19 protein-coding genes are annotated in these 20,942 nt (G+C 70.6%); 9 read left to right on the top strand and 10 right to left on the bottom strand.

All coding sequences use genetic code 11. The features are described from left to right. Positions 1-16: 16 nt before the first annotated feature. Positions 17-1,840 (bottom strand): rhamnogalacturonan lyase, encoded by a 1,824-nt coding sequence (locus ABKA17_RS13745; protein ID WP_353692346.1) that lies wholly within the window; start codon positions 1,838-1,840, stop codon positions 17-19. A gap of 158 nt (positions 1,841-1,998) precedes the next feature. Continuing rightward, positions 1,999-2,949 (bottom strand): helix-turn-helix transcriptional regulator, encoded by a 951-nt coding sequence (locus ABKA17_RS13740; protein WP_353692275.1) that lies wholly within the window; start codon positions 2,947-2,949, stop codon positions 1,999-2,001. Between the two features lie 62 nt (positions 2,950-3,011). Here ABKA17_RS13740 and ABKA17_RS13735 point away from each other — a divergent pair, with 62 nt between their 5' ends. Next, on the top strand, positions 3,012-3,491 hold the full coding sequence (locus ABKA17_RS13735) for a hypothetical protein (RefSeq protein WP_353692274.1): 480 nt from the start codon (positions 3,012-3,014) through the stop codon (positions 3,489-3,491). Next, positions 3,488-3,949 (top strand): hypothetical protein, encoded by a 462-nt coding sequence (locus tag ABKA17_RS13730; protein ID WP_353692273.1) that lies wholly within the window; start codon positions 3,488-3,490, stop codon positions 3,947-3,949. Before ABKA17_RS13735 ends, ABKA17_RS13730 begins: the two co-directional genes overlap by 4 nt. Here the strand turns inward: ABKA17_RS13730 and ABKA17_RS13725 are convergent. Continuing rightward, positions 3,933-4,676 (bottom strand): class I SAM-dependent methyltransferase, encoded by a 744-nt coding sequence (locus ABKA17_RS13725; protein WP_353692272.1) that lies wholly within the window; start codon positions 4,674-4,676, stop codon positions 3,933-3,935. The two genes, ABKA17_RS13730 and ABKA17_RS13725, sit on opposite strands and share 17 nt — an antisense overlap. Before the next feature lie 2 nt (positions 4,677-4,678). Further along, complete coding sequence (locus ABKA17_RS13720) at positions 4,679-4,984, bottom strand: 4a-hydroxytetrahydrobiopterin dehydratase (protein WP_353692271.1); 306 nt, start codon at positions 4,982-4,984, stop codon at positions 4,679-4,681. 141 nt (positions 4,985-5,125) lie between these two features. Here ABKA17_RS13720 and ABKA17_RS13715 point away from each other — a divergent pair, with 141 nt between their 5' ends. Then, on the top strand, positions 5,126-5,923 hold the full coding sequence (locus ABKA17_RS13715; RefSeq protein WP_353692270.1) for a helix-turn-helix domain-containing protein: 798 nt from the start codon (positions 5,126-5,128) through the stop codon (positions 5,921-5,923). Positions 5,924-5,930: 7 nt separating this feature from the next. On the opposite strand, the gene ABKA17_RS13710 is transcribed toward ABKA17_RS13715, so the two are convergent. Continuing rightward, on the bottom strand, positions 5,931-6,347 hold the full coding sequence (locus ABKA17_RS13710) for a hypothetical protein (RefSeq protein WP_353692269.1): 417 nt from the start codon (positions 6,345-6,347) through the stop codon (positions 5,931-5,933). A gap of 240 nt (positions 6,348-6,587) precedes the next feature. On the opposite strand from ABKA17_RS13710, the gene ABKA17_RS13705 reads away from it, so the two are divergent. The 6 genes from ABKA17_RS13705 to narI all read left to right on the top strand — a co-directional run bounded on the left by ABKA17_RS13705 (position 6,588) and on the right by narI (position 15,017). After that, positions 6,588-7,451 (top strand): Sco1979 family transcriptional regulator, encoded by an 864-nt coding sequence (locus ABKA17_RS13705; RefSeq protein ID WP_353692268.1) that lies wholly within the window; start codon positions 6,588-6,590, stop codon positions 7,449-7,451. 119 nt (positions 7,452-7,570) lie between these two features. Further along, positions 7,571-8,386, top strand: coding sequence for an SAM-dependent methyltransferase (locus ABKA17_RS13700; RefSeq protein WP_353692267.1), 816 nt, complete (start codon positions 7,571-7,573; stop codon positions 8,384-8,386). An 85-nt stretch (positions 8,387-8,471) separates the two neighbouring features. After that, positions 8,472-12,176: a nitrate reductase subunit alpha gene (locus ABKA17_RS13695; RefSeq protein WP_353692266.1), complete on the top strand. Its 3,705-nt coding sequence runs from the start codon at positions 8,472-8,474 to the stop codon at positions 12,174-12,176. Continuing rightward, a complete protein-coding gene (gene narH / locus ABKA17_RS13690) occupies positions 12,176-13,804 on the top strand; it encodes a nitrate reductase subunit beta (RefSeq protein ID WP_353692265.1) in 1,629 nt (542 codons plus the stop codon). The genes ABKA17_RS13695 and narH overlap by 1 nt, the downstream gene beginning before the upstream one ends. Next, positions 13,804-14,298 (top strand): nitrate reductase molybdenum cofactor assembly chaperone, encoded by a 495-nt coding sequence (gene narJ, locus ABKA17_RS13685; protein WP_353692264.1) that lies wholly within the window; start codon positions 13,804-13,806, stop codon positions 14,296-14,298. Before narH ends, narJ begins: the two co-directional genes overlap by 1 nt. Beyond that, complete coding sequence (gene narI, locus ABKA17_RS13680) at positions 14,295-15,017, top strand: respiratory nitrate reductase subunit gamma (protein WP_353692263.1); 723 nt, start codon at positions 14,295-14,297, stop codon at positions 15,015-15,017. The genes narJ and narI overlap by 4 nt, the downstream gene beginning before the upstream one ends. Positions 15,018-15,022: 5 nt before the next feature. Here narI and ABKA17_RS13675 read toward each other — a convergent pair whose 3' ends face one another. From ABKA17_RS13675 to ABKA17_RS13655, 5 genes are all read right to left on the bottom strand, one after another. Further along, the gene (locus ABKA17_RS13675) at positions 15,023-15,259 is read right to left on the bottom strand and encodes a hypothetical protein (protein WP_353692262.1); all 237 of its coding nucleotides are present in this window, start codon (positions 15,257-15,259) and stop codon (positions 15,023-15,025) included. 96 nt (positions 15,260-15,355) lie between these two features. Next, positions 15,356-17,215 (bottom strand): molecular chaperone DnaK, encoded by a 1,860-nt coding sequence (gene dnaK, locus ABKA17_RS13670; RefSeq protein WP_353692261.1) that lies wholly within the window; start codon positions 17,213-17,215, stop codon positions 15,356-15,358. Between the two features lie 154 nt (positions 17,216-17,369). Next, on the bottom strand, positions 17,370-17,798 hold the full coding sequence (locus ABKA17_RS13665; RefSeq protein ID WP_353692260.1) for an OsmC family protein: 429 nt from the start codon (positions 17,796-17,798) through the stop codon (positions 17,370-17,372). Between the two features lie 49 nt (positions 17,799-17,847). Then, positions 17,848-19,662, bottom strand: a complete 1,815-nt coding sequence (locus tag ABKA17_RS13660) for a vWA domain-containing protein (RefSeq protein WP_353692259.1) — start codon at positions 19,660-19,662, stop codon at positions 17,848-17,850. A 79-nt stretch (positions 19,663-19,741) separates the two neighbouring features. Next, entirely contained in the window at positions 19,742-20,803 is a 1,062-nt protein-coding gene (locus ABKA17_RS13655; protein ID WP_353692258.1) for an ATP-binding protein, read from the bottom strand. Between the last annotated feature and the right edge of the window lie 139 nt (positions 20,804-20,942).

The following is a 20,942-nucleotide window of genomic DNA, read 5'->3' as shown; positions in this document are numbered from 1 at the left end:
CTTCGGTCGAGGCGCGTCAGGGTGTGTAGACCGTCGGCCGTGGTGCCGTCGCCATCCCGTTGCCGATGAAGAAGCTCGGGTGCGGGGGCTGGTTGTAGGCGGTGTTCTGCCAGGCCAGGCCCGTACGGTACATCGTGTCGTGCAGCAGGGTGGTGATCTTGGTGGTGGTCTCGTGGGGGGTCGAGTAGATCCTGAGGGCCGTGTTGTCGGACGTCGGCCAGACGACCTCCTCGCGCCAGTCCCCGAAGAGGTCGCCGGACAGGGACGGTGTGGCCTTGGTGCTGTTGTTGGAGTGGACGCTCGCACCGGTCAGCAGGCGGGTGTCGGAGGAGGTGCCGTACTTGTCGATGTGGGTGCCGTCGAGGAGTTCGCGGGTGGTGTCGCAGTCCCACCAGGACAGGAAGTTGACCGACGAGGGTTCGCGGCCCTTCGAGGCGCCGGCCTCGTCGCGGATGGAGGTGTCGGAGGCGGACCACATCTCGGCGCCGTCGTTGCCGGCGTAGATGTCACCGGCGACCCCGCGGCCGTTGTCGCAGCAGGCCGCCAGCTTCCAACGGATCGCTCCCGTGGCGGGGTTGATGTACAGCTCGGCGGGCTGGGAGGTGGACTCGGAGACCTTGAAGTACTCCAGACCCGATGTCGAGGGGTCGAGGTCACCAAGGTGCTGTGCGTCGCCGTGGCCGGTCCTGGTGGTCCACAGGCCGCTGCCGTTGTCGTCCACGGCCATCGCGCCGTAGACGATCTCGTCCTTGCCGTCGTTGTCGACGTCCCCGACGGAGAGGCTGTGGGAGCCCTGACCGTCGTACCCCTTGCCGGAGTTGGTGGAGGAGGAGCTGTCGAAGGTCCAGCGGCGGGTGAAGGCGCCGCCGCGCCAGTCCCAGGCGGCGATCACGGTACGGGTGTAGTAGCCGCGCGCCATGATGACGGACGGTCGGGCGCCGTCGAGATACGCGGTGCCCGCGAGGAAGCGGTCGACGCGGTTGCCGTAGGAGTCGCCCCAGGAGCTCACCGTGCCGCGGGCCGGGACGTAGTCGACGCTCTGCATCGCCTTGCCGGTCTGGCCGTTGAACATGGTCAGGTACTCGGGCCCGGACAGGACGTACCCGCTGGAGTTGCGGTAGTCGGCCGACGAGCTGCCGATCACCGCGCCCGTCCCGTCGACGGTTCCGTCGGCGGTCTTCACGGCGACCTCGGCCTTGCGGTCACCGTCGTAGTCGTAGACCTGGAACTGTGTGTAGTGGGCGCCGGAGCGGATGTTGCGGCCCAGGTCGATGCGCCACAGCCGGGTGCCGTCGAGCTTGATCCCGTCGAGGATCGTGTTGCCGGTGTAGCCGGACTGGGAGTTGTCCTTGGCGTTGGTGGGCTGCCACTTGAGGACGAAGTCCAGCGCCCCGTCGCCGTCGAGGTCGGCGACGGAGGCGTCGTTGGCCTCGTAGGTGTAGGCGACGCCGTCGGGCGTGGTGCCGCCGGCGGGCGGGCTGATGGGCACGTCCTTGTAGCCGGTGCGGAACTGGATCGCGTGCACCGAGTCGGCCTGTTCCACACCGCCGACGATCGCCCGGATCGTGTAGTCGGCCTGGGAGGGGGCGCCGGAGTGGAAGTAGTTGGTGGAGCCGGTGATGGGGGTCGGGTTGACCTTGGTGCCGGCCCGGTAGACGTTGAACGACACGTCGTTCGGGTCGGTGCCGAGCCAGCGCCAGCTGACCAGGTTCCCGGCGTCGGTGTGGACGCTGACGACGCCGCGGTCAAGTGCCTCCACCTGACGGGCGGTTGCGGCCTCGGCGGTGCCGGTGGCGAGGTGGGTGAGTCCGGCGGCGACGAGCGCCGTGGCGGCGGTCAGTGCGGCGAGGACGGCTTTTCGTCTGCGGCGCGGACGCGGGTTCGGCTGCTGGTCCGGCTGCGGTTGCGGCTGTGGACGCCGCGGCTGGTGCTGGTACGAATGCAGGTGCGGGTGCTGCACGAGACGTACCTCCTGGGAGGACGGACGGATTCCGTTCCTCAGTGGCCGCCGCGCGCGCTGGAGTTGCCGTACATTTCGGCCAGTTGTGCCACTGTCCGCGCGAGGCGTTCGCGCAGTTCGGGCGGCTCCATAACCTCGATGTCCGTGCCCATGCGCAGGAATTCGCCGAGGGCGTGGTCGATCGACTCGACGGGGACGGTGGCCAGGGTCCAACCGTCCGTGCTCTCACGGACGTTCACCGCCCTCGCCATCCGCACGCCCGGTGCCAGCCGCACCACCGCCTCCCCCCGATACAGCCGCTCGTGGAAGTCGCGTTGGTACGCCTCCCAGTAGGCGGCCAGGTCGAAGTCCTCGGGTCGGCCGAACTCCTCGTCCGACGTGGCGAGTTCGAGGATCTGGTCGACACGGAAGGTGCGCGGTCCCGGCCCGGCGACGACGTACCAGCGGCCCGCCTTCAGCACCAGACCGTACGGCTCCAGGCGGCGCTCCACGTCGGTGGGTGTACGCCAGCGACGGTATACGATATTCAGTACACGATTGTTCCAGACCGCGTCGGCGACCGTGGCCAGGTACGGCGTCTCCTCCGCCTCCGCGTACCAGCCCGGCGCGTCCAGATGGAAGCGACCGCTGACCCGGTCGGCATGCGCGCGCAGCTCCGTCGGCAGCGCGGCCCGCACCTTGAGCTGCGCGGCCGCCAGCACCGACCCCAGTCCCAGCTCGGCGGCCGGCCCGGGCGCGCCGGCGAGGAAGAGGGCCTCGGCCTCGTCGGTGGTGAGGCCGGTCAGACGGGTGCGGTAGCCGTCGAGCAGGCGGTAGCCGCCGGCGTGCCCGGCGTCGCCGTACAGCGGCACACCGGCCGCGCTCAGCGCCTCCACGTCCCGGTAGACCGTACGCACCGACACCTCCAGCTCCTCGGCGAGCTGGGCGGCGGTCATCCGGCCCCGGGTCTGGAGCAGCAGCAGGATCGAGACGAGGCGACTGGACTTCACCGTCACAGAATCCCAGACTTCACTGACACAGGTTGTCAGTGAAGCCGCTCTAGCGTCCCGCCATGAGCTTCACCGAGAAACTCCTGACCGTGCCGCCGCCCATCGAGGTGGCGGGCCGGCACATCAAGCGCTACCACGTCACCAGCGATCCCGCGGGCATCACGCCCGACGTGGCGAAGGCGGCGTACGAGATCCTTCCGGAGCTGCTGCCGGAGCCGGACGGCACTCCGCCGGCGACCTTCGTCGTGCTGCACCGCGGTGGCGACGACGGCGCCTACCTGAACGCGTACAGCTGGGTGTGGGACAACGTCCTGCACTTCCGGGGCGCTTCGGCGGGCCAGCCCGTGCTCGGCTGCCCGGACGACGACCCCACCCACTTCATCAAACCCGACCTGCCCTGGATCGGCTGTGTCTGGGAGCTGCCGCCGATCCTGCACGAACGGGACGCCTGGGTACGGCATCTGCTGACGCCCGAAGTCCCTGATCTTCAGGCCTACTTGGCCGACTCCCTGCCCGCAGGAACCACTGGAGACCGTTCATGAGCAGCTCGCACGACTTCGACTTCTTCCACGGCGACTGGCAGGTCGTGAACCGCCGCCGCACCGACTTCCTGGACCCGGACAGCGGCTGGGAGGAGTTCCCGGCGACGAACCGCTGTTGGCCGCTGTTCGACGGCGCCGCGAACGTCGACGAGATCGACATGCCGCACCTCGGCGCGAAGGGCGCGCCCCTGCGGCTCTTCGACCACGAGAGCGGACAGTGGTCGCTCAACTGGGCCTCCAGCCGCAGCGGTTCGGTTTTCCCGCCGGTCTACGGCCGGTTCGAAGGTGACCGTGGCGAGTTTTACGGGGACGACACGCACGAGGGCAAGGACGTGCGGGTGCGGTTCGTCTGGTCCGACTGCTCCGCCACCGGGGCCCGTTGGGAGCAGGCCTTCTCGCTGGACGGCGGAGAGAGCTGGCTGACCAACTGGGTCATGGAGTTCACTCGGGCTTCCTGAAGGCCCGCAGCGCGAACACGGGGTCGGGGCGCGGCCGGTCCTGGTCCGGCAGGGACTCCAGCCGCGCGGCGAAGCCGTCGGTGCGCGGGTCGCCCGGCGGGAGCAGCGTGAACCAGCCGCGCCGCAGGTCGGCGGCCGTGCGCCGGGGGCTGCGGCCCTGTCCCCGGCCCGGGAAGCGGGCCCGCCCCGCGTCGACGAGGCCCTGTGCGGCGGCGTACGCCTCGACGCGGGGCTCGGCGTCCGGGGCGGGCCGGCGGGGGCGCGGGGCGAGCACGGCGTCGATGTCGCTGCCGACGTCGTGCGCGGCGGCCTTGTCGACGGTGGTGACGTAGACCCCGCCGGGCCGCAGCACCCTTGCGCACTCGGCGACGATGCTGCGCACGTCGTCGGCGTCGTCGATCAGGTGCAGCAGCCACACGCTGGTCACCGCGTCGAACACCCCGTCGGCGAAGGGGAGTCGGCGGCTGTCGCCGAGCACGATCGCGCCGGGCAGCCGGGCGGCCGCCATCCGGGCCATGCCGTACGTCAGGTCGGCGCCCACCACCCGCAGCGCGGGCCGCGCCCGGGCGAGGCGCCGGGTGACGATGCCGGTGCCGCAGGCCACGTCGAGGAGGCGGCGGGCACTGTCGGGGAGGAAGCCGAGGACGGCGTCGGCGGCCGCGGCGGCGCGGGGTTCGCCGCCGCGGGTGACGTCGTAGGCGTCGGCCTCCTTGTCGTAGTCCAGCACCGCTACCGGGCCCCGTGGCCGGGGGCGAGCGCCTCCACCTTCTGCGCGAGTTCGAAGTCCTTGTCGGTGACCGCGCCGCCCACGCTGTGCGTGTTCACGGTCAGGGACACGGTGTTGTAGCCGAGGGTGAGGTCGGAGTGGTGGTCGAGTTCCTCCTGGACCTGGGCGATGTGGACGACCATCGCCGTGGCCGCGAAGTGCGAGGCGAGGCGGTAGGAGCGGGCCAGGCGGTCACCGTCGAGCGACCAGCCCGGCAGTTCCGCCAGTCGGTCCTCGATCTCCTTCTGCGACAGCGGTTCGACGGGCATGGGGGCGCTCCTTCCGGGGCTGCGGGTTCTCCTTCAGCGTGCCACACCGAGCCCGCCGAAGCCCTGGTCAGAAGGGTCCCCGCTGCTCTTTTCCCGCCCCGGTCCGCTCCGGGCCGCCGGTTCGTCGTCTACGGTCCTCGTATGACGACCACTGCCGCCGACAAGGGCGTCGGCCCCCTGCTGCGGGCCTGGCGGGAGCAGCGCCGGGTCAGTCAGCTGGAGCTGGCGCTGCGGGCCGACTCCTCCGCCCGGCACATCAGCTTCGTCGAGACGGGGCGTTCCCGGCCGAGCGAGGAGATGGTGCTGCGGCTGGCCGAGCACCTGGACGTGCCGGTGCGGGAGCGCAACGCGCTGCTGCTGGCGGCGGGTTACGCCCCGCGCTATCCGGAGACCCCGCTCGACGATCCGGCGCTGGACGCCGTGCGGGCGGGCATGGAGCGCCTGATCCAGGGCTACGAGCCGTATCCGGCGCTGGTGTTGGACGCGATGTACAACGTGCTCGCGGCCAACCGGGGCATCCTGATGCTGCTGGAGGGCATCCCGGACGAGCTGCTCGAACCGCCACTGAACGCGATGCGGCTGACGCTGCACCCCAAGGGCATGGCGCCCCGGATCCGCAACCTCCGTGAGTGGCGCGGGCATCTGCTGGCGCAGATGGAGCGGCAGATCGCGCTGCACCGCTCGCAGCCGCTGCGGGAGCTGTACGAGGAGGTGGCGGCGTATCCGGTGCCCGACACCGACCCCGGTGAACCGCTGGAGGACGTCCCGTACTTCGCGCTTCCGATGCAGATCGAGCTCGAGGGGCGGGTGCTGTCGTTCATCTCGTCCATCTCCACCTTCAACACCCCGATGGACGTGACCGTCGCCGAGCTGGCCATCGAGACGTTCCTCCCGGCCGACCCGGCGACGGTCAAGTACCTTCAGTCGCTGATGTCCTGATGTGCCCTCAGGGTCGCGTGCTCCTCAGGGCCGCGTACTGGAGTGCGGCGAACCCGGCGACGGTGAGCGCCTGGAGGACGGCCCACACGCCGCCCGTCGCGGTCGGCGACAGCCACAGGGCCAGGGCGAGGCAACTCAGCACGGACCAGGCGAGGTTGGCCTCGATGACCGCCCGGACCGGGAGGGCGGCGGGGCGGGTCCGGGAGGCCAGCAGGCCGACGGCGCCCGCGTACACGGCGAGGAACGCCCCGAGTGCGAGCAGCAGAGCGTCCTCGACGCCGAACAGGCTGCCCAGCGGCCCGGAGAGGGCCAGATAGGCGAGGGCGTTCGCGCCGGTCACGGCCGCGTCGAGGGCGAGGAAGCGGCGCAGCGCGGTGGTCGGGTCGGCTGTCCGGGCGAGGGCGGAAAGCTGGATGGCGGACATGGCGGATCACCCTCCGGCGAGGTCGAATTGAAGTCGTGCAAGGCATCGGGACCCGGGTTCCGGACCGGAGTGCGCCGGCCCGGAACCCGGTGTCACCACGATCCCGCCGCCGGGCGGCACGGTCGATTACCCCCGAGGTAATGACCACACGTGGCGAGCGCCTCACCGCGGACCCCGTGAGACCGACGGCGGAACATGACACACTGCCCTGCGTACTTCGGCGCGTAGGGGAGGCGTGGCGTGAGTGAGCGGCGGCCTGCGCCCACCGTGGGTCAGGTGGTGCTCGGCAAGCGGCTTCAGGAGTTGCGGGAGGCGGCCGGGCTCAAGCGCGAGGAGGCCGCCAAGGTCCTGCGCGTGGCACCCGCGACCGTACGGCGCATGGAGATGGCCGAGGTCGCCCTGAAGATCCCGTACGTGCAGCTGCTGCTGTCCACGTACGGCGTCTCGGAGGAGGAGACCGAGGCCTTCGTCGCGCTGGCCGAGGAGGCGAACCAGCCGGGCTGGTGGCAGCGGTTCCACGATGTGCTGCCGGACTGGTTCAGCCTGTACGTGAGCCTGGAGGGCGCCGCCCGCATCATCCGCTCCTACGAGCCGCACTTCGTGCCCGGGCTGTTGCAGACCGAGGCGTACGCGCGTGCCGTCATGGAGGCGGGCACGATCGCGCAGCAGGGCTCGGAGACCATCGAGCGGCACGTGTCCCTGCGTATGACCCGGCAGCGGCTTCTGGAGAAGCCTGATCCGCCTCATCTGTGGGTCATCATGGACGAGACGGTGCTGTGCCGGCCGGTCGGCCAGGGCGGCGAGATCATGCGTGAACAGCTCGACAGGCTCCTGGAGTTCGCCGACCGCGACCGGGTCACCCTCCAGATCGCGGAGTTCGCGGCGGGCCCGCACCCGGGGACGTACGCGCCCTTCTCGCTGTTCCGCTTCGCCGAGCCGGAACTGCCCGACATGGCGTTCACCGAGTACCTGACCGGCGCCCTGTATCTGGACTCCCGCACGGAGGTCTCCGCGCATCTGGAGGTCCTGGACCACATGACGGCGCGCGCCGCGTCGGCCGAGCGCACCAAGAAGCTCCTGCGGGAGCGCCGGGCGACCTACTGACGCCGGGCCTGTCGAGCGGCGTACGGCAGCCTGTCGACCGCCCACCGACGACTGTCGACCGTATGCACGGCGCGTCGGCGACGACGAGCACCCCGAGGACCGAGGACCGAGGAGACCCCATGACCGGATCCGAAGCCGCGCCCACCCCCGTCGACACGAGCCGGCCACATCCGGCGCGGGTGTACGACTGGTGGCTGGGCGGCAAGGACAACTACCCGGTGGACGAGGAGCTCGCGCGCAGGATCCTCGCCTCGGACGGCACGGTGGTACGCGGGGCCCGCGCGAACCGCCGGTTCATGCACCGGGCGGTGCGCACGGCCGCCGAGGCCGGGATACGCCAGTTCCTGGACATCGGCACCGGCATCCCCACCGAGCCGAACCTCCACCAGGTGGCGCAGGAGGTCGCCGCGGACTCGAGGGTCGTGTACGCCGACAACGACCCGATCGTCCTGCGGCACGCCCAGGCGCTGCTGCACAGCACCCCCGAGGGTGCCACGCACTACGTGCACGCCGACGTCCGGGACCCGGACACGATCCTGCGGCCGGCCGCGGAGACGCTGGACTTCTCGCGGCCCCTCGCGCTGTCGCTGGTCGCGCTCACCCACTACCTGAGCGAGGAGCCGGACGGCGACGACGTCCACGGTCTGCTGAAGCGGTATGTCGCCGAGCTGGCGCCGGGCAGTTTCCTGATCCTCTCGCAGGTCACCCCGGACCTCAGTCCGGAGGCCGTCGGGAAGGCCGCGGAGCACTTCCGGGCCGTCGGCACACCGTTCTATCCGCGGTCCCTGGCCGAGTTCACGCGCTTCTTCGACGGTCTGGAGCTGCTCGGCCCCGGCGTGATCCCGGTCTCCGGCTGGCGGCCGGGCCCGGAGGACGTGGCGGCGCAGGCCGAGGGCATCGTGCCGGTGTACGCGGGGGTCGCCCGCAAGGTGTGACCTGACCCGAACGGGTGCCGCCGGCAGGTGCGCTCCCCTGCTCAGCCCTAGCTTCGAAAGGCACGGGCCCAGCAAGGGAGCGCATGTGACCGACACCCAGACCCCGCCCACACCGCCCTCGGAGCCGGGTGCGGCGCTGCTGCGGGCCGGGAGGTTCTTCCGGCCCGGCAAGGCCGCGCCCGACCTGCACAGCATCGGGCTGACGGGCGGCCGCGAGGCGGACGCGTTCTACCGGGACCGGTGGAGCCATGACAAGGTCGTGAACTCCACGCACGGGGTGAACTGCACGGGTTCCTGCCGCTGGAAGGTGTACGTCAAGGACGGCATCATCACGTGGGAGACCCAGCAGACGGACTATCCGAGCGTCGGTCCGGACCGTCCCGAGTACGAGCCGCGCGGCTGCCCCAGGGGCGCCGCGTTCTCCTGGTACACGTACTCCCCCACCCGGGTCCGCTACCCGTACATCCGCGGTGTGCTCCTGGAGCTGTACCGAGAGGCCCTCGGCCGGCTCGGCGACCCGGTGCTGGCCTGGGCGGACATCCAGAACGACCCCGAGCGCCGGCGCCGCTACCAGCGGGCCCGCGGCAAGGGCGGTTTGGTGCGCGCCACCTGGGACGAGGCCGTCGAGATCGTCGCGGCCGCGCACGTCCACACGATCAAGACCTACGGCCCCGACCGCATCGCCGGCTTCTCCCCGATCCCCGCGATGTCGATGGTGTCGCACGCGGCGGGTGCCCGTTTCCACTCCCTCATCGGCGCGCCGATGCTGTCGTTCTACGACTGGTACGCCGACCTGCCCGTCGCCTCCCCGCAGGTGTTCGGCGACCAGACCGACGTGCCCGAGTCGGGCGACTGGTGGGACGCCGCGTATCTGATGATGTGGGGCTCGAACGTCCCGGTGACCCGTACGCCGGACGCGCACTGGATGGCGGAGGCCCGCTACCGGGGCCAGAAGGTGGTCGTGGTCGCGCCGGACTACGCGGACAACGCCAAGTTCGCCGACGAGTGGCTGCACCCGCACCCGGGAACGGACGGTGCGCTGGCCCTGGCGATGGGGCACGTCGTCCTCAAGGAGTTCTTCGTGGACCGCGAGACGCCGTTCTTCGCGGACTACGTACGGAAGTTCACGGACCTGCCGTTCCTGGTGACGCTCGACGAGAAGGACGGCGCCTACGTCCCGTCCAAGTTCCTGCGCGCCACCGATCTCGGCCAGGACGGCGAGGGCGCGGAGTGGAAGACGGTCGTGCTGGACGCGGCGAGCGGCCGCGCGGTCGTCCCGAACGGTTCCCTCGGTTTCCGCTGGACCGAGTCCGGCAAGGGCCGCTGGAACCTCGAACTCGGCCCGATCGAACCGACGTTGACCCTGCACGGCCAGAAGATCTCCAGCGGCGTCGAGGTCCTCCTGCCCCGCTTCGACACCGACGGCGGCGAACACGGCCAGGGCCGCGGTGACGTCGTACGGCGCGGGGTGCCGGCGACCCGGCTGGGCGGCGCGGGCGGCCCCCTGGTGACGACTGTCTACGATCTACTGCTCGCGCAATACGGTGTACGGCGTCCCGACCTCCCCGGCACCTGGCCCGCCTCCTACGAGGACGCCGAGGCGCCCGGCACCCCCGCCTGGCAGGAGGTGCACACCTCCGTCCCGGCCGCGAAGTGCGTCAAGATCGCCCGGGAGTTCGCGCGGACCGCCGAGCGCTCCAAGGGCCGCTGCATGATCCTGATGGGCGCCGGCACCAACCACTGGTTCCACTCCGAGACCATCTACCGCGCCTTCCTGGCCCTGCTCCAGCTGACCGGCTGCCAGGGCCGCAACGGCGGCGGCTGGGCCCACTACGTCGGCCAGGAGAAGTGCCGCCCGGTGACCGGTTGGGCGACCCTGGCGGCCGCCTCCGACTGGTCGCGGCCGCCGCGGCAGATGATCGGCACGGCGTACTGGTTCCTCAACACCGACCAGTGGCGCTACGACCGCTTCACCGCCGACGTGCTCGCCTCGCCGCTCGGCGAGGGCCGGTTCAAGGGCATGACGGGCGCCGACTGCCTTGCCCTGTCGGCGCGTTCGGGCTGGATGCCGTCGTACCCGACCTTCGACCGCAACCCGCTGGAGCTGGGTGCCGCCTTCGGTGATCCGGTGGCGAAGGCGGTGGCCGAACTCCGTGCCGGGACACTGAACTTCGCCTGCGAGGACCCGGACGCACCGGAGAACTGGCCGCGCGTGCTGACGCTGTGGCGGGCCAATCTGCTCGGCTCGTCCGCGAAGGGCGCCGAGTACTTCACCAGGCATCTCCTCGGCACCCACTCGTCGTTGAGCGCCCAGGAGGCCGATCCCGCCGAGCGGCCGAGGGATGTGACCTGGCGGGACGAGGCCCCCGAGGGCAAGCTCGACCTGCTGCTGTCGCTGGACTTCCGGCAGACCTCCTCCACGCTGCTCTCGGACGTGGTCCTGCCGGCCGCGACCTGGTACGAGAAGCACGACCTGTCCAGCACGGACATGCACCCCTACGTGCACTCCTTCACCCCGGCGGTGGACCCGCCCTGGCAGGCCCGCACCGACTTCGACACCTTCAAGGCGCTGGCCGACCGGCTCAGCGAGATGGCCGTGCTGCACCTCGGCGTCCGCAAGGACCTGGTGGCGACCCCGATGCAGCACGACACCCCGGGCGAGATCGCCCAGCCCGGCGGGGTGGTCCTGGACTGGAAGCGCGGCGAGTGCGATCCGGTGCCCGGCAGGACGCTGCCGAACCTCACGGTGGTGGAGCGCGACTACACGGCGATCGGCGCGAAGTTCCGGGCGCTCGGCCCGCTGGTCGAGCAACTAGGGCTGCCCTGCAAGGGAATCGCCCTCCGCCCGGACGAGGAGGTCGACCACCTGCGTGAGCTCAACGGCGTGGTCCGCGAGGGCCCCGCCGCCGGACGCCCGTCCCTCGACACGGCCGTGAAGGCCGCCAACACCATCCTCACCCTCTCCGGCACCACCAACGGCCGCCTCGCCACCCAGGGCTTCCACACCCTCCAGGAGCGCACCGGCCAGGAGATGGCCCACCTGTCCGCCGAGCACGAGGGCAAGCGGATCACCTATGCCGACACCCAGGCGGCGCCCGTCCCGGTGATCACCTCACCGGAGTGGTCCGGCAGCGAGGCCGGCGGTCGACGGTATACGGCCTTCACGCTGAACACCGAGCACCTCAAACCGTGGCACACCCTCACCGGCCGCCAGCACTTCTTCCTCGACCACGACTGGATCCACGAACTGGGCGAGGCGCTCCCCGTCTACCGCCCACCGCTCGACATGAACAAGCTGTTCGGCGAACCCCGGCTCGGGACGGACGGGCAACGGGAGGTGACGGTCCGTTACCTGACCCCGCACAACAAGTGGTCCATCCACTCCGAGTACCAGGACAACCTGTTCATGCTCGCTCTCTCCCGCGGCGGCCAGTCCATCTGGATGTCCCCGCAGGACGCGGACGCGATCGGCGTGAAGGACGACGACTGGATCGAGGCCGTCAACCGCAACGGCGTCGTCGTCGCCCGCGCCATCGTCTCGCACCGCATGCCGGCCGGCACGGTCTACATGCACCACGCGCAGGAGCGCACCGTGAACGTCCCGAAGACGGAGACCACCGGGAAGCGCGGCGGCATCCACAACTCGCTCACCCGACTGATCCTCAAACCGTCCCATCTCATCGGCGGATACGCCCAGTTGAGCTGGGCGTTCAACTACCTGGGCCCGACGGGCAACCAGCGCGACGAGGTGACGGTCATCCGCCGTCGCAGCCAGGAGGTCGAGTACTGATGCCCCGTGACGGAGTCACCGTCGGACGCTGTATGGCCCAGATCGCGATGGTCATGAACCTCGACAAGTGCATCGGATGCCACACCTGCTCGGTCACCTGCAAGCAGGCGTGGACCAACCGGCAGGGCATGGAGTACGTCTGGTTCAACAACGTCGAGACCCGCCCCGGCCAGGGCTACCCGCGCCGCTACGAGGACCAGGAAAAATGGCGCGGCGGCTGGGAGTTGAACAAGCGCGGCGCGCTCAAGCTCAAGGCGGGCGGCCGGTTCCACAAGCTCCTCGGCATCTTCTCCAACCCGAAGCTGCCGGAGATCAAGGACTACTACGAGCCCTGGACGTACGACTACAGGAACCTCACCGACGCCCCGCTCGGCGACGACTTCCCCGTCGCCCGGCCGGTGTCGCAGATCGACGGCAAGCCGATGAAGATCGAGTGGTCCTCGAACTGGGACGACAACCTCGCCGGCGCCCCCGCCTACGGCGACCTCGATCCGATGGTCGAGCGGACCCGACAACAGGCGGCGGACAAGGTGAAGTTCGAGTTCGAGCAGACCTTCATGTTCTATCTGCCGCGCATCTGCGAGCACTGCCTCAACCCGTCCTGCGTGGCCTCGTGTCCGTCGGGCGCGATGTACAAGCGGGCGGAGGACGGCATCGTCCTGGTCGACCAGGACCAGTGCCGGGGCTGGCGGATGTGCGTGACCGGATGCCCGTACAAGAAGGTCTACTTCAACCACCGCACCGGCAAGGCCGAGAAGTGCACGATGTGCTATCCGCGCGTCGAGGTCGGCCTGCCGACGGTGTGTTCGGAGACGTGCGTGGGCCGGCTGCGCTACCTCGGCGTGATCCTCTACGACGCGGACAGGGTGACCGCCGCCGCCTCCACACCCGACGACAAGGGCCTGTACGAGGCCCAGTTGGACGTCTTCCTCGACCCCGACGACCCCGCCGTGCAGCGGGCCGCCGAGGAGGCGGGGATCCCGTACGACTGGATGGAGGCGGCCCGCCGCTCCCCCGTGCGGGCCCTCATCAGCAAGTACAAGGTGGCGCTGCCGCTGCATCCGGAGTACCGCACCATGCCGATGGTCTGGTACATCCCGCCGCTGTCGCCGGTCGTGGACGCGCTCACGGAGACCGGGCACGACGGCGAGGACGCGGGCAACCTCTTCGGCGCCATCGACACCCTCCGTATCCCGCTGGAGTACCTCGCGGAGGTCTTCACGGCGGGCGACACGGCTCCGGTGCGGGCGTCCCTGGAGAAGCTGGCCGCGATGCGCGCCCACATGCGGGCGATCAACCTCGGCGAGGACCCCGACCCCGCGGTCAGCGAGGCGGTCGGCATGAAGCCGAGCGAGATCGAGGACATGTACCGGCTGCTGGCGATCGCCAAGTACGAGGACCGGTACGTGATCCCGACCGCGGCCGTGGGTGACGCCCGCCGGCTGGAGGAGTCGGCGCTCCCCGACGAGTGCAGCCTGGAGTACGACGGCGGCCCGGGCATGGGCGGCGACGGGCCGTTCGGCCAGGACTCCGGACGCAAGCTGCTCCCGGTGGTGTCCGTGGAGAACTTCCACGGCCTGCGCAGACGCCAGACGTCCGACGACCCCGCCGACGCCGAGGAGGTCTGATGCCGTCGTACGCCGTGCTGTACCAGGCAGCCGCGCTCTGTCTGACCTACCCCGACGACGACTTCCGCGCCCGGCTGCCGCTGCTGCGTGAAGCGGCCCCGCAACTGCGGGAGTTCGTGGACCACGCGGCGCTCACCGAGCCACAGGAGCTGGCCGCGCACTACGTCCAGGTCTTCGACTTCAAGAACCGCCACAGCCTCTACCTGAGCTGGTGGCAGGACGGCGACACCCGGCGGCGCGGCATGTCGCTGGTCCGCTTCAAGGACGTCTACCGGGCGGCGGGCCTGGAGTTCACCGGTGAGGAGCTGCCCGACTTCCTGCCCGCGGTCCTGGAGTTCGCGGCCCGCACCGGCGACACCGGCCTGCTCACCGAACACCGGGAGGGCCTGGAGCAGCTCCGCGCCCGGCTCACCGCCTTCGGTACGCCGTACGCATCGGTCCTGGATGCCGTATGCGCCACACTGCCGACCGCATACACCGGGGTGCGCTCATGACCACACTGCTCTGGGGCGTGCTGCCGTACGTCGCCCTCGCTCTGCTCGTAGCCGGTCTGGTGTGGCGCTACCGCTACGACAAGTTCGGCTGGACGACCCGTTCCTCGCAGGTCTACGAGTCGAAGCTGCTGAACATCGCCTCGCCGGCCTTCCACTACGGGATCCTGTTCGTGTTCGCCGGGCACGTCATGGGCCTGTTCGTGCCGATGTCGTGGACCGACAAGCTCGGGATCAGCGAGCACACGTACCACCTGCTGTCGCTCTACGGCGGCACGGCGGCCGGGGTGCTGGCGGTCGGCGGGATCCTGTTGCTCGTATACCGTCGACGGACGAAGGCGCCCGTCTTCCGCGCGACGACCGCCAACGACAAGCTCATGTACCTGGTGCTGCTCGCGGCGATCGCGATGGGCATGATCGCCAAGCTCTCGCACGCCTCCGGCGACGGCTACAACTACCGCGAGACCATCGCGCCCTGGACGCGCAGCCTGTTCACGCTCCGGCCGGACGTCGACCGGATGGCGGGCGTGCCGGTGCTGTACCAGGTGCACGCGGTGATCGGGATGGCGCTGATCGCGTTCGTGCCGTACAGCCGGCTGGTGCATATGTTCAGCGCGCCGGTGCAGTATCTGTTCCGCCCGTATGTGGTGTACCGCAGCCGCGACCCCAGGCAGTTGGGGCCGCGGCCGGAGCGGCGGGGTTGGGAGAAGACGGACGCCTAGCCTCGTCAGCCGCCGTCGATGTGACCGGCGGGGGCGGCGCCTCCGTCGTAGTGGCCGGTCGTGCCGTTGTCGTGGTGGCCCGCCGGTGCCGCCTCCACGGAGAAGTCCCGGTTGTCCACGGAGAAGTCGCGGTTGTCCGGCGAGTCCACGATCCCTGGCACGCCCACGGCCGCCGCCCCCGCCAGCAGTGATCCGGCCGCCAGCGCCGCCCACCGTGTGCGGCGTTTCCTGAGTTCACTCATGCTCGTGTCCCTCCGTGAAGTCCGGTACTGGTGACCAGCATTGGGCTTCAGGAGGGCACAGGCGACACGTTGCGGAGCATCTTCACAAGGGGAATCTCAGGCGGCCCCGCCCTTTTGGTCCTTGTCGTCGTCGACGATCTCCGCGTCCACCACGCCGTCCTCCTCGGGGGGCGGGGTGTGCTGTTCCTCTGCGGTCGGCTCGGACTGGGCCTGCGCGTACATGGCCTGGCCCATCTTCTGGCTGACGGTGGCGAGTTTCTCGACGCCGGTGCGCAGGGCGTTGGTGTCGGCGCTCTGCTCCAGGAGCGTCTTCAGCTCGGTGATCGCCGACTCCACCTCCGTCCTGGTGTCGGCGGGGACGCGTTCGTCGTTGTCGCGGATGAACTTCTCGGTCTGGTAGACGAGTTGCTCGGCGTGGTTGCGGGTCTCGGCGGCCTCCCGGCGGCCCCGGTCCTCCTCGGCGTACTGCTCGGCCTCCCGCATCATGCGGTCGATGTCGTCCTTGGGGAGCGCCGAGCCGCCGGTGACCGTCATCTTCTGCTCGCGGCCGGTCGCGAGGTCCTTGGCGGAGACGTGCATGATGCCGTTGGCGTCGATGTCGAAGGCGACCTCGACCTGCGGGACGCCGCGCGGGGCGGGCGGGAGTCCGGTCAGGTCGAAGACGCCCAGCTTCTTGTTGTACGCGGCGATCTCTCGTTCGCCCTGGTAGACCTGGATGCCGACGGAGGGCTGGTTGTCGGTGGCCGTCGTGAAGATCTCCGAACGGCGGGTCGGGATCGTGGTGTTGCGCTCGATGAGCTTGGTCATGATGCCGCCCTTGGTCTCGATGCCCAGGGACAGCGGGGTGACGTCGAGGAGCAGGACGTCCTTGACGTCGCCGCGGATGACGCCGGCCTGGAGGGCGGCGCCGACGGCGACGACCTCGTCCGGGTTGACGCCCTTGTGCGGGTCCTTGCCGGTGAGTTCCTTGACGAGGTCGGTGACGGCGGGCATCCGGGTGGAGCCGCCGACGAGGATGACGTGGTCGACCGCGGCGAGCTTGATGCCGGCGTCCTTGACCGCCTGGTGGAAGGGGGTCTTGCAGCGGTCGAGCAAGTCGGCGGTCAGCTCCTGGAACTGAGCGCGCGTCAGTTTCTCGTCGAGGTGCAGGGGGCCTTCGGCGGAGGCGGTGATGTAAGGGAGGTTGATGGTCGTCTCGGAGGAGCTCGACAGCTCGATCTTGGCCTTCTCGGCGCCCTCGCGCAGCCGTTGCAGGGCCATCTTGTCCTTGCCGAGGTCGACGCCGTACTGCCCCTGGAACTTCTTCACCAGGTGCTCCATGACCCGCTGGTCCCAGTCGTCGCCGCCGAGGTGGGTGTCGCCGTTGGTCGCCTTGACCTCGATGACTCCGTCGCCGATCTCCAGCAGGGAGACGTCGAAGGTGCCGCCGCCGAGGTCGAAGACGAGGACGGTCTGCTCCTCGCCACGGTCGAGGCCGTAGGCGAGGGCGGCCGCGGTGGGCTCGTTGATGATCCTCAGGACGTTCAGTCCCGCGACCTCCCCGGCCTCCTTGGTGGCCTGCCGCTGGGCGTCGTCGAAGTAGGCCGGGACGGTGATCACCGCGTCGGTGACGTCCTCGCCGAGATAGGACTCGGCGTCCCGCTTGAGTTTCTGCAGCACCCGCGCCGACAGCTCCTGCGCCCGGTAGCGGGTACCGTCGACGGAGCCCTCGTCCGGGAAGCGCCAGCTCGTGTCGCCCATGTGGCGTTTCACCGAGCGGGCCGTGCGCTCGATGTTCGTCACGGCCTGCCGTTTGGCGACCTCCCCGACCAGTACCTCGCCGTTCTTGGCGAAGGCCACGACCGACGGTGTGGTCCTGGCCCCCTCCGCATTGGCGACGACCGTGGGGTCGCCGCCCTCCAGGACGGCCACCACGGAGTTCGTGGTCCCCAGATCGATCCCGACCGCGCGTCCCATCGCTGTCCCCTTCCGCCAGGGCACTTCCCGGACTCCAGCACAAAACTTGAGTGCGCTGTTGTCAATGCCGCGTACCCCGAAAGCCGGGTACCCCGGAAAGGGCCGATGCCGCGCTCCCCGGTCGGGAGCACGGCATCGGACGCGTACGAGAACGTCAGGCGAGCTTGGCCGACAGGGTGATCGGCACGGTCTTGAGGGCCTGGCTGACGGGGCAGTTGACCTTGGCCTCCTCGGCCGCGGCGACGAAGGCGTCCTCGTCGAGGCCCGGCACGGTGCCCTCGACGGTGAGGTGGATGCCGGTGATGCCCTCGCCGGGCTGGAAGGTGACGTCGGCGGAGGTGGTGAGCTTGGTGGGCGGGGTGCCTGCCCCGGCCAGGGCGTGCGAGAACGCCATGGAGAAGCAGCTGGAGTGGGCGGCCGCGATCAGCTCCTCGGGGCTGGTCTTGCCGTTGGCCTCCTGGGCGCGGGAAGCCCACGTCACCGGCTGCTGGGCGATGGCGCCGGAGGAGTCGAAGGAGACGACTCCGTTGCCCTCGAGCAGGTTGCCTTCCCAGACGGTGTGTGCGGAGCGCGTGGTAGCCACGGTCAGTCCTTTCATATGGTCCCGGTTCCGGGTTGTGGGGCCCATCCGATCACACTCGGACGCGGCTCACCTCGAAGACCGGCCCTCGGGGGCTGAAGGGCAGCCGCGCCCCCTCGGGGATCAGATACGCGTGCTCGCGCCGCACCCGCAGAACGTCGCACCAGCCGTCCGTGATCACCAGGACGGGTGCGCCGGGCGGGAAGTCGTCGGCGCGGTGCAGCAGGTCGATCCCCGGCTGCAGGACCGTACCGCCGCGGCCGCGCACCCGGACCCGGCCGGCGATCTCGGTGACCGGCAGATAGCCCGCGTCGTAGGGGGCGGCGTCGCAGAACACGACCCGGGCGGCCGGTACGTCGCGGGCCTGGGCGTAGGAGGCGATGGCGCCGAGCGCCTTGCCGAGCAGGGTGCGGTCCATGGAGGCGGAGGTGTCCAGGACGACGCCGAAGGTGCAGCGGGCGACCTCCTCGGGCGGGAACCAGCGGCCCGCGCGCGGGATGTCGGGGGTGGACGACTGGCGGCGGGAAGGCCGGGCGTACGAGCGCAGTGCCTCGGGGCGGGGGACGAACTCGTCGAACCAGCGGGCCAGTCGCGCGTCCCAGGGCAGCGGCGGATGGCTGAGCGCGCGGATCTCCTCGACCAGGCCGCCGGGCAGGAAGCCGCGTTCCTGCTGCTGGTGCAGGTCCAGGCCGTGGCCGAGGCCGCGGCGGTAGAACTCGTCGAGGTCGACGTAGTCGCGGGGTGAGCCGAGCGGACCGCCGAGGACGTCGCCGAGGCCCTTGCCGCGCAGGGTGCCCAGCCGGCGCAACCGGCGCAGGTCGCCGGCGATGCGGTCGTAGACCTCCTCGGCGGAGAGGTCCTTGAGCTCGGGGTCGTGCAGGAGGCCTTCGGGCATGGTGCCGATCTGCATCTCGGTCAGCCAGCCGTTGACGACGTAGTCGCAGGCGACGTTGAAGAGGTAGGGGTCGCGGGTGCCGCAGCGGTCGCCGTGGCGCAGGGCGGCATGCAGCATCTCGTGGGCGAGGACGAACCGCCATTCCTCGTCGTCGAGTTCGCGCAGCGGGTTGATGTAGATCTCGGCGAGTTCGGCGTTCACCGCGGCGACGGAGATGTCGTGGGCGCGGGCGAGTTCGGCGTCGGCGACCAGGGTGATGCCGGCCGCGATGCCGCCGAGCAGCGGATAGGAGGAGACGAACCAGCTCAGGGCCCGCTCCCAGGGCCGGCGCGGGGTGGTGCCGCCGCGCATCGACCTACGGCGGCCGCCCGCGACGTCCATGGCAGTGGCGACGGTGCGGGTGAGGGCGTGGGCGAACGCCAGCTGCCAGTTCGGCGGGGTGCCGCCCCGCCAGGTGTCCCAGGGCACCAGCAGCTGGTCCGGTTCGTGGCCCGCGGTGCCGCAGTGCTCGTACACGGGTGGGATGCCGTCGCGGCGCCAGCGGGCGGCGAGCTGTTCCTCGTCGCCGTCGGGGTAGGCCGGCGGCAGGTCCTCGGGGGTGCGGCCGACGGGGAAGCCGAGCAGGAAGCGGTTGACGACGGCGCAGCGGGCGGCGAGGTCGTGGCGGTCGGGCTGGGTGCGGCGGCCCTGCTTCGCCGGGACGTGGCCGAAGCCGAGGTGGATGACGGCGTGGGCGACGGCCCAGGCCCAGTCGGCGGGTTCGGCGCGGCGGGTGGGGTGGGCGTGGACGATGCCGTCGGAGTCGACGCGGACGAGGCCGGTGTGCGGCGCGTGCGGGCAGTCGTCCTTGCGGCAGGTGCTGAAGCCGATGGCGGCGAGCGCCCGGTTGGCCCGCACCAGCCGCATGCCCTCCGCGAACGCCTCGGCCGCCAGGTCGGTCTTGGGTCGCTTCGGACCGCGCGTACGGCTCACTGCGGCTCCCCCTTCGAGGTCCGCGCGCCACCGGACAGGCGCACCGGGCCCTTCGATGCGCGCCGGGTACGGGAGCGGCTCACTGGCGTGCCTCCACCAGCCGTGGCATGTCGCGGGCCGCCTCGACCAGGAACCAGGCGGGCAGCAGCGGGTTGCCGTCGTCGTCCGGGGCGATGACGCCCTGCGCGACCTCCACCGAGATCTCGGCGAGCTGCACGAGCAGCGACTTGGCGCGGTACGCCGTCTGCTGCCCTCCGCCGGAGAGGTGCTCCTTGCTGGCGGGGAGCTCCTTGACCAGGCGGCCGCGGAAGGACTCGGCGAGGTAGTAGAGCAGGTCGCGGTCCTCCATGCGGTGCGGCCAGCGGGCGTCGCCCTTGATGATGGCCTCGATGCCGAACCGGCTGCGCACGATCTTGACGTAGCCGCAGAACGCGGTGGCGTGCGCGGGGGTCAGGGTGCCGTGTGCGACGACCTTCAGCGTCTCCTCGTCGAGGCCCTGGCCGAAGGAGTGCAGGGCGTCGGAGAGCATGTGCCAGGAGCGGGGTGTGGAGAACGGTTCCTCGGTCTTGGGCGGCTTGGACCACAGGTGGTCGGGCCGGTCGGTGAGGTGGTCCAGGATCCAGGGGTGGATGTCGTGGCCCGCGGCCCAGGTCAGCCAGTCCTTGGCGGAGGCCTCCAGGTGGACGTGGGCGAGCCGGTTGACCAGCGCGGAGGCGATGGGGCGGGCGAGGGCGTTGTCGGTGGCGCGGTTTCCGGCGCCGATCACGATGGAGCCGGCCGGGAGGTCGTAGTTGCCGATCCGGCGGTCCAGGATCAGCGAGTAGAACGCCTTCTGCACGTCCGGGGTGGCCGCGTTGAGCTCGTCCAGGAACAGGCAGTAGGGCTCGTCGCGGGCGATCGCCTCCGGCGGGCAGAACACCGAGCGTCCGTCGCGGATCTGCGGGACCCCGATCAGGTCCTCGGGAGCGAGCTGGGTGCCCAGCAGGCTCACGCACTCCAGGCCCAGGGACTCGGCGAACTCCCGTACCAGGGAGGACTTCCCGATGCCGGGGGCGCCCCAGATGAAGACCGGCCGTACGGTCGCGAGGCCGAGGAGGAGCTCCGGGATACGGGCGGGAGTGACGGTGACGGCTGCCTGCAAGAAGTGGCTCCAGGGAATGTTCGAGGAGGCCGCGCCGGTGGGCGGGGTCCGATACGCACAGTGTGTGCGGGAGCTTTTCCGGGCGCACTCGATTTTCGGGGCCGGCGGCGTGCGGGGCGTGCCGTGGGAGGCGTTGACG

This window comes from Streptomyces sp. RG80 (genome assembly GCF_040446465.1).
GTDB lineage: Bacteria > Actinomycetota > Actinomycetes > Streptomycetales > Streptomycetaceae > Streptomyces.
The sequence above is the reverse complement of the archived record's forward strand: the minus strand, read 5'-3'. Positions and strand labels throughout refer to the sequence as shown.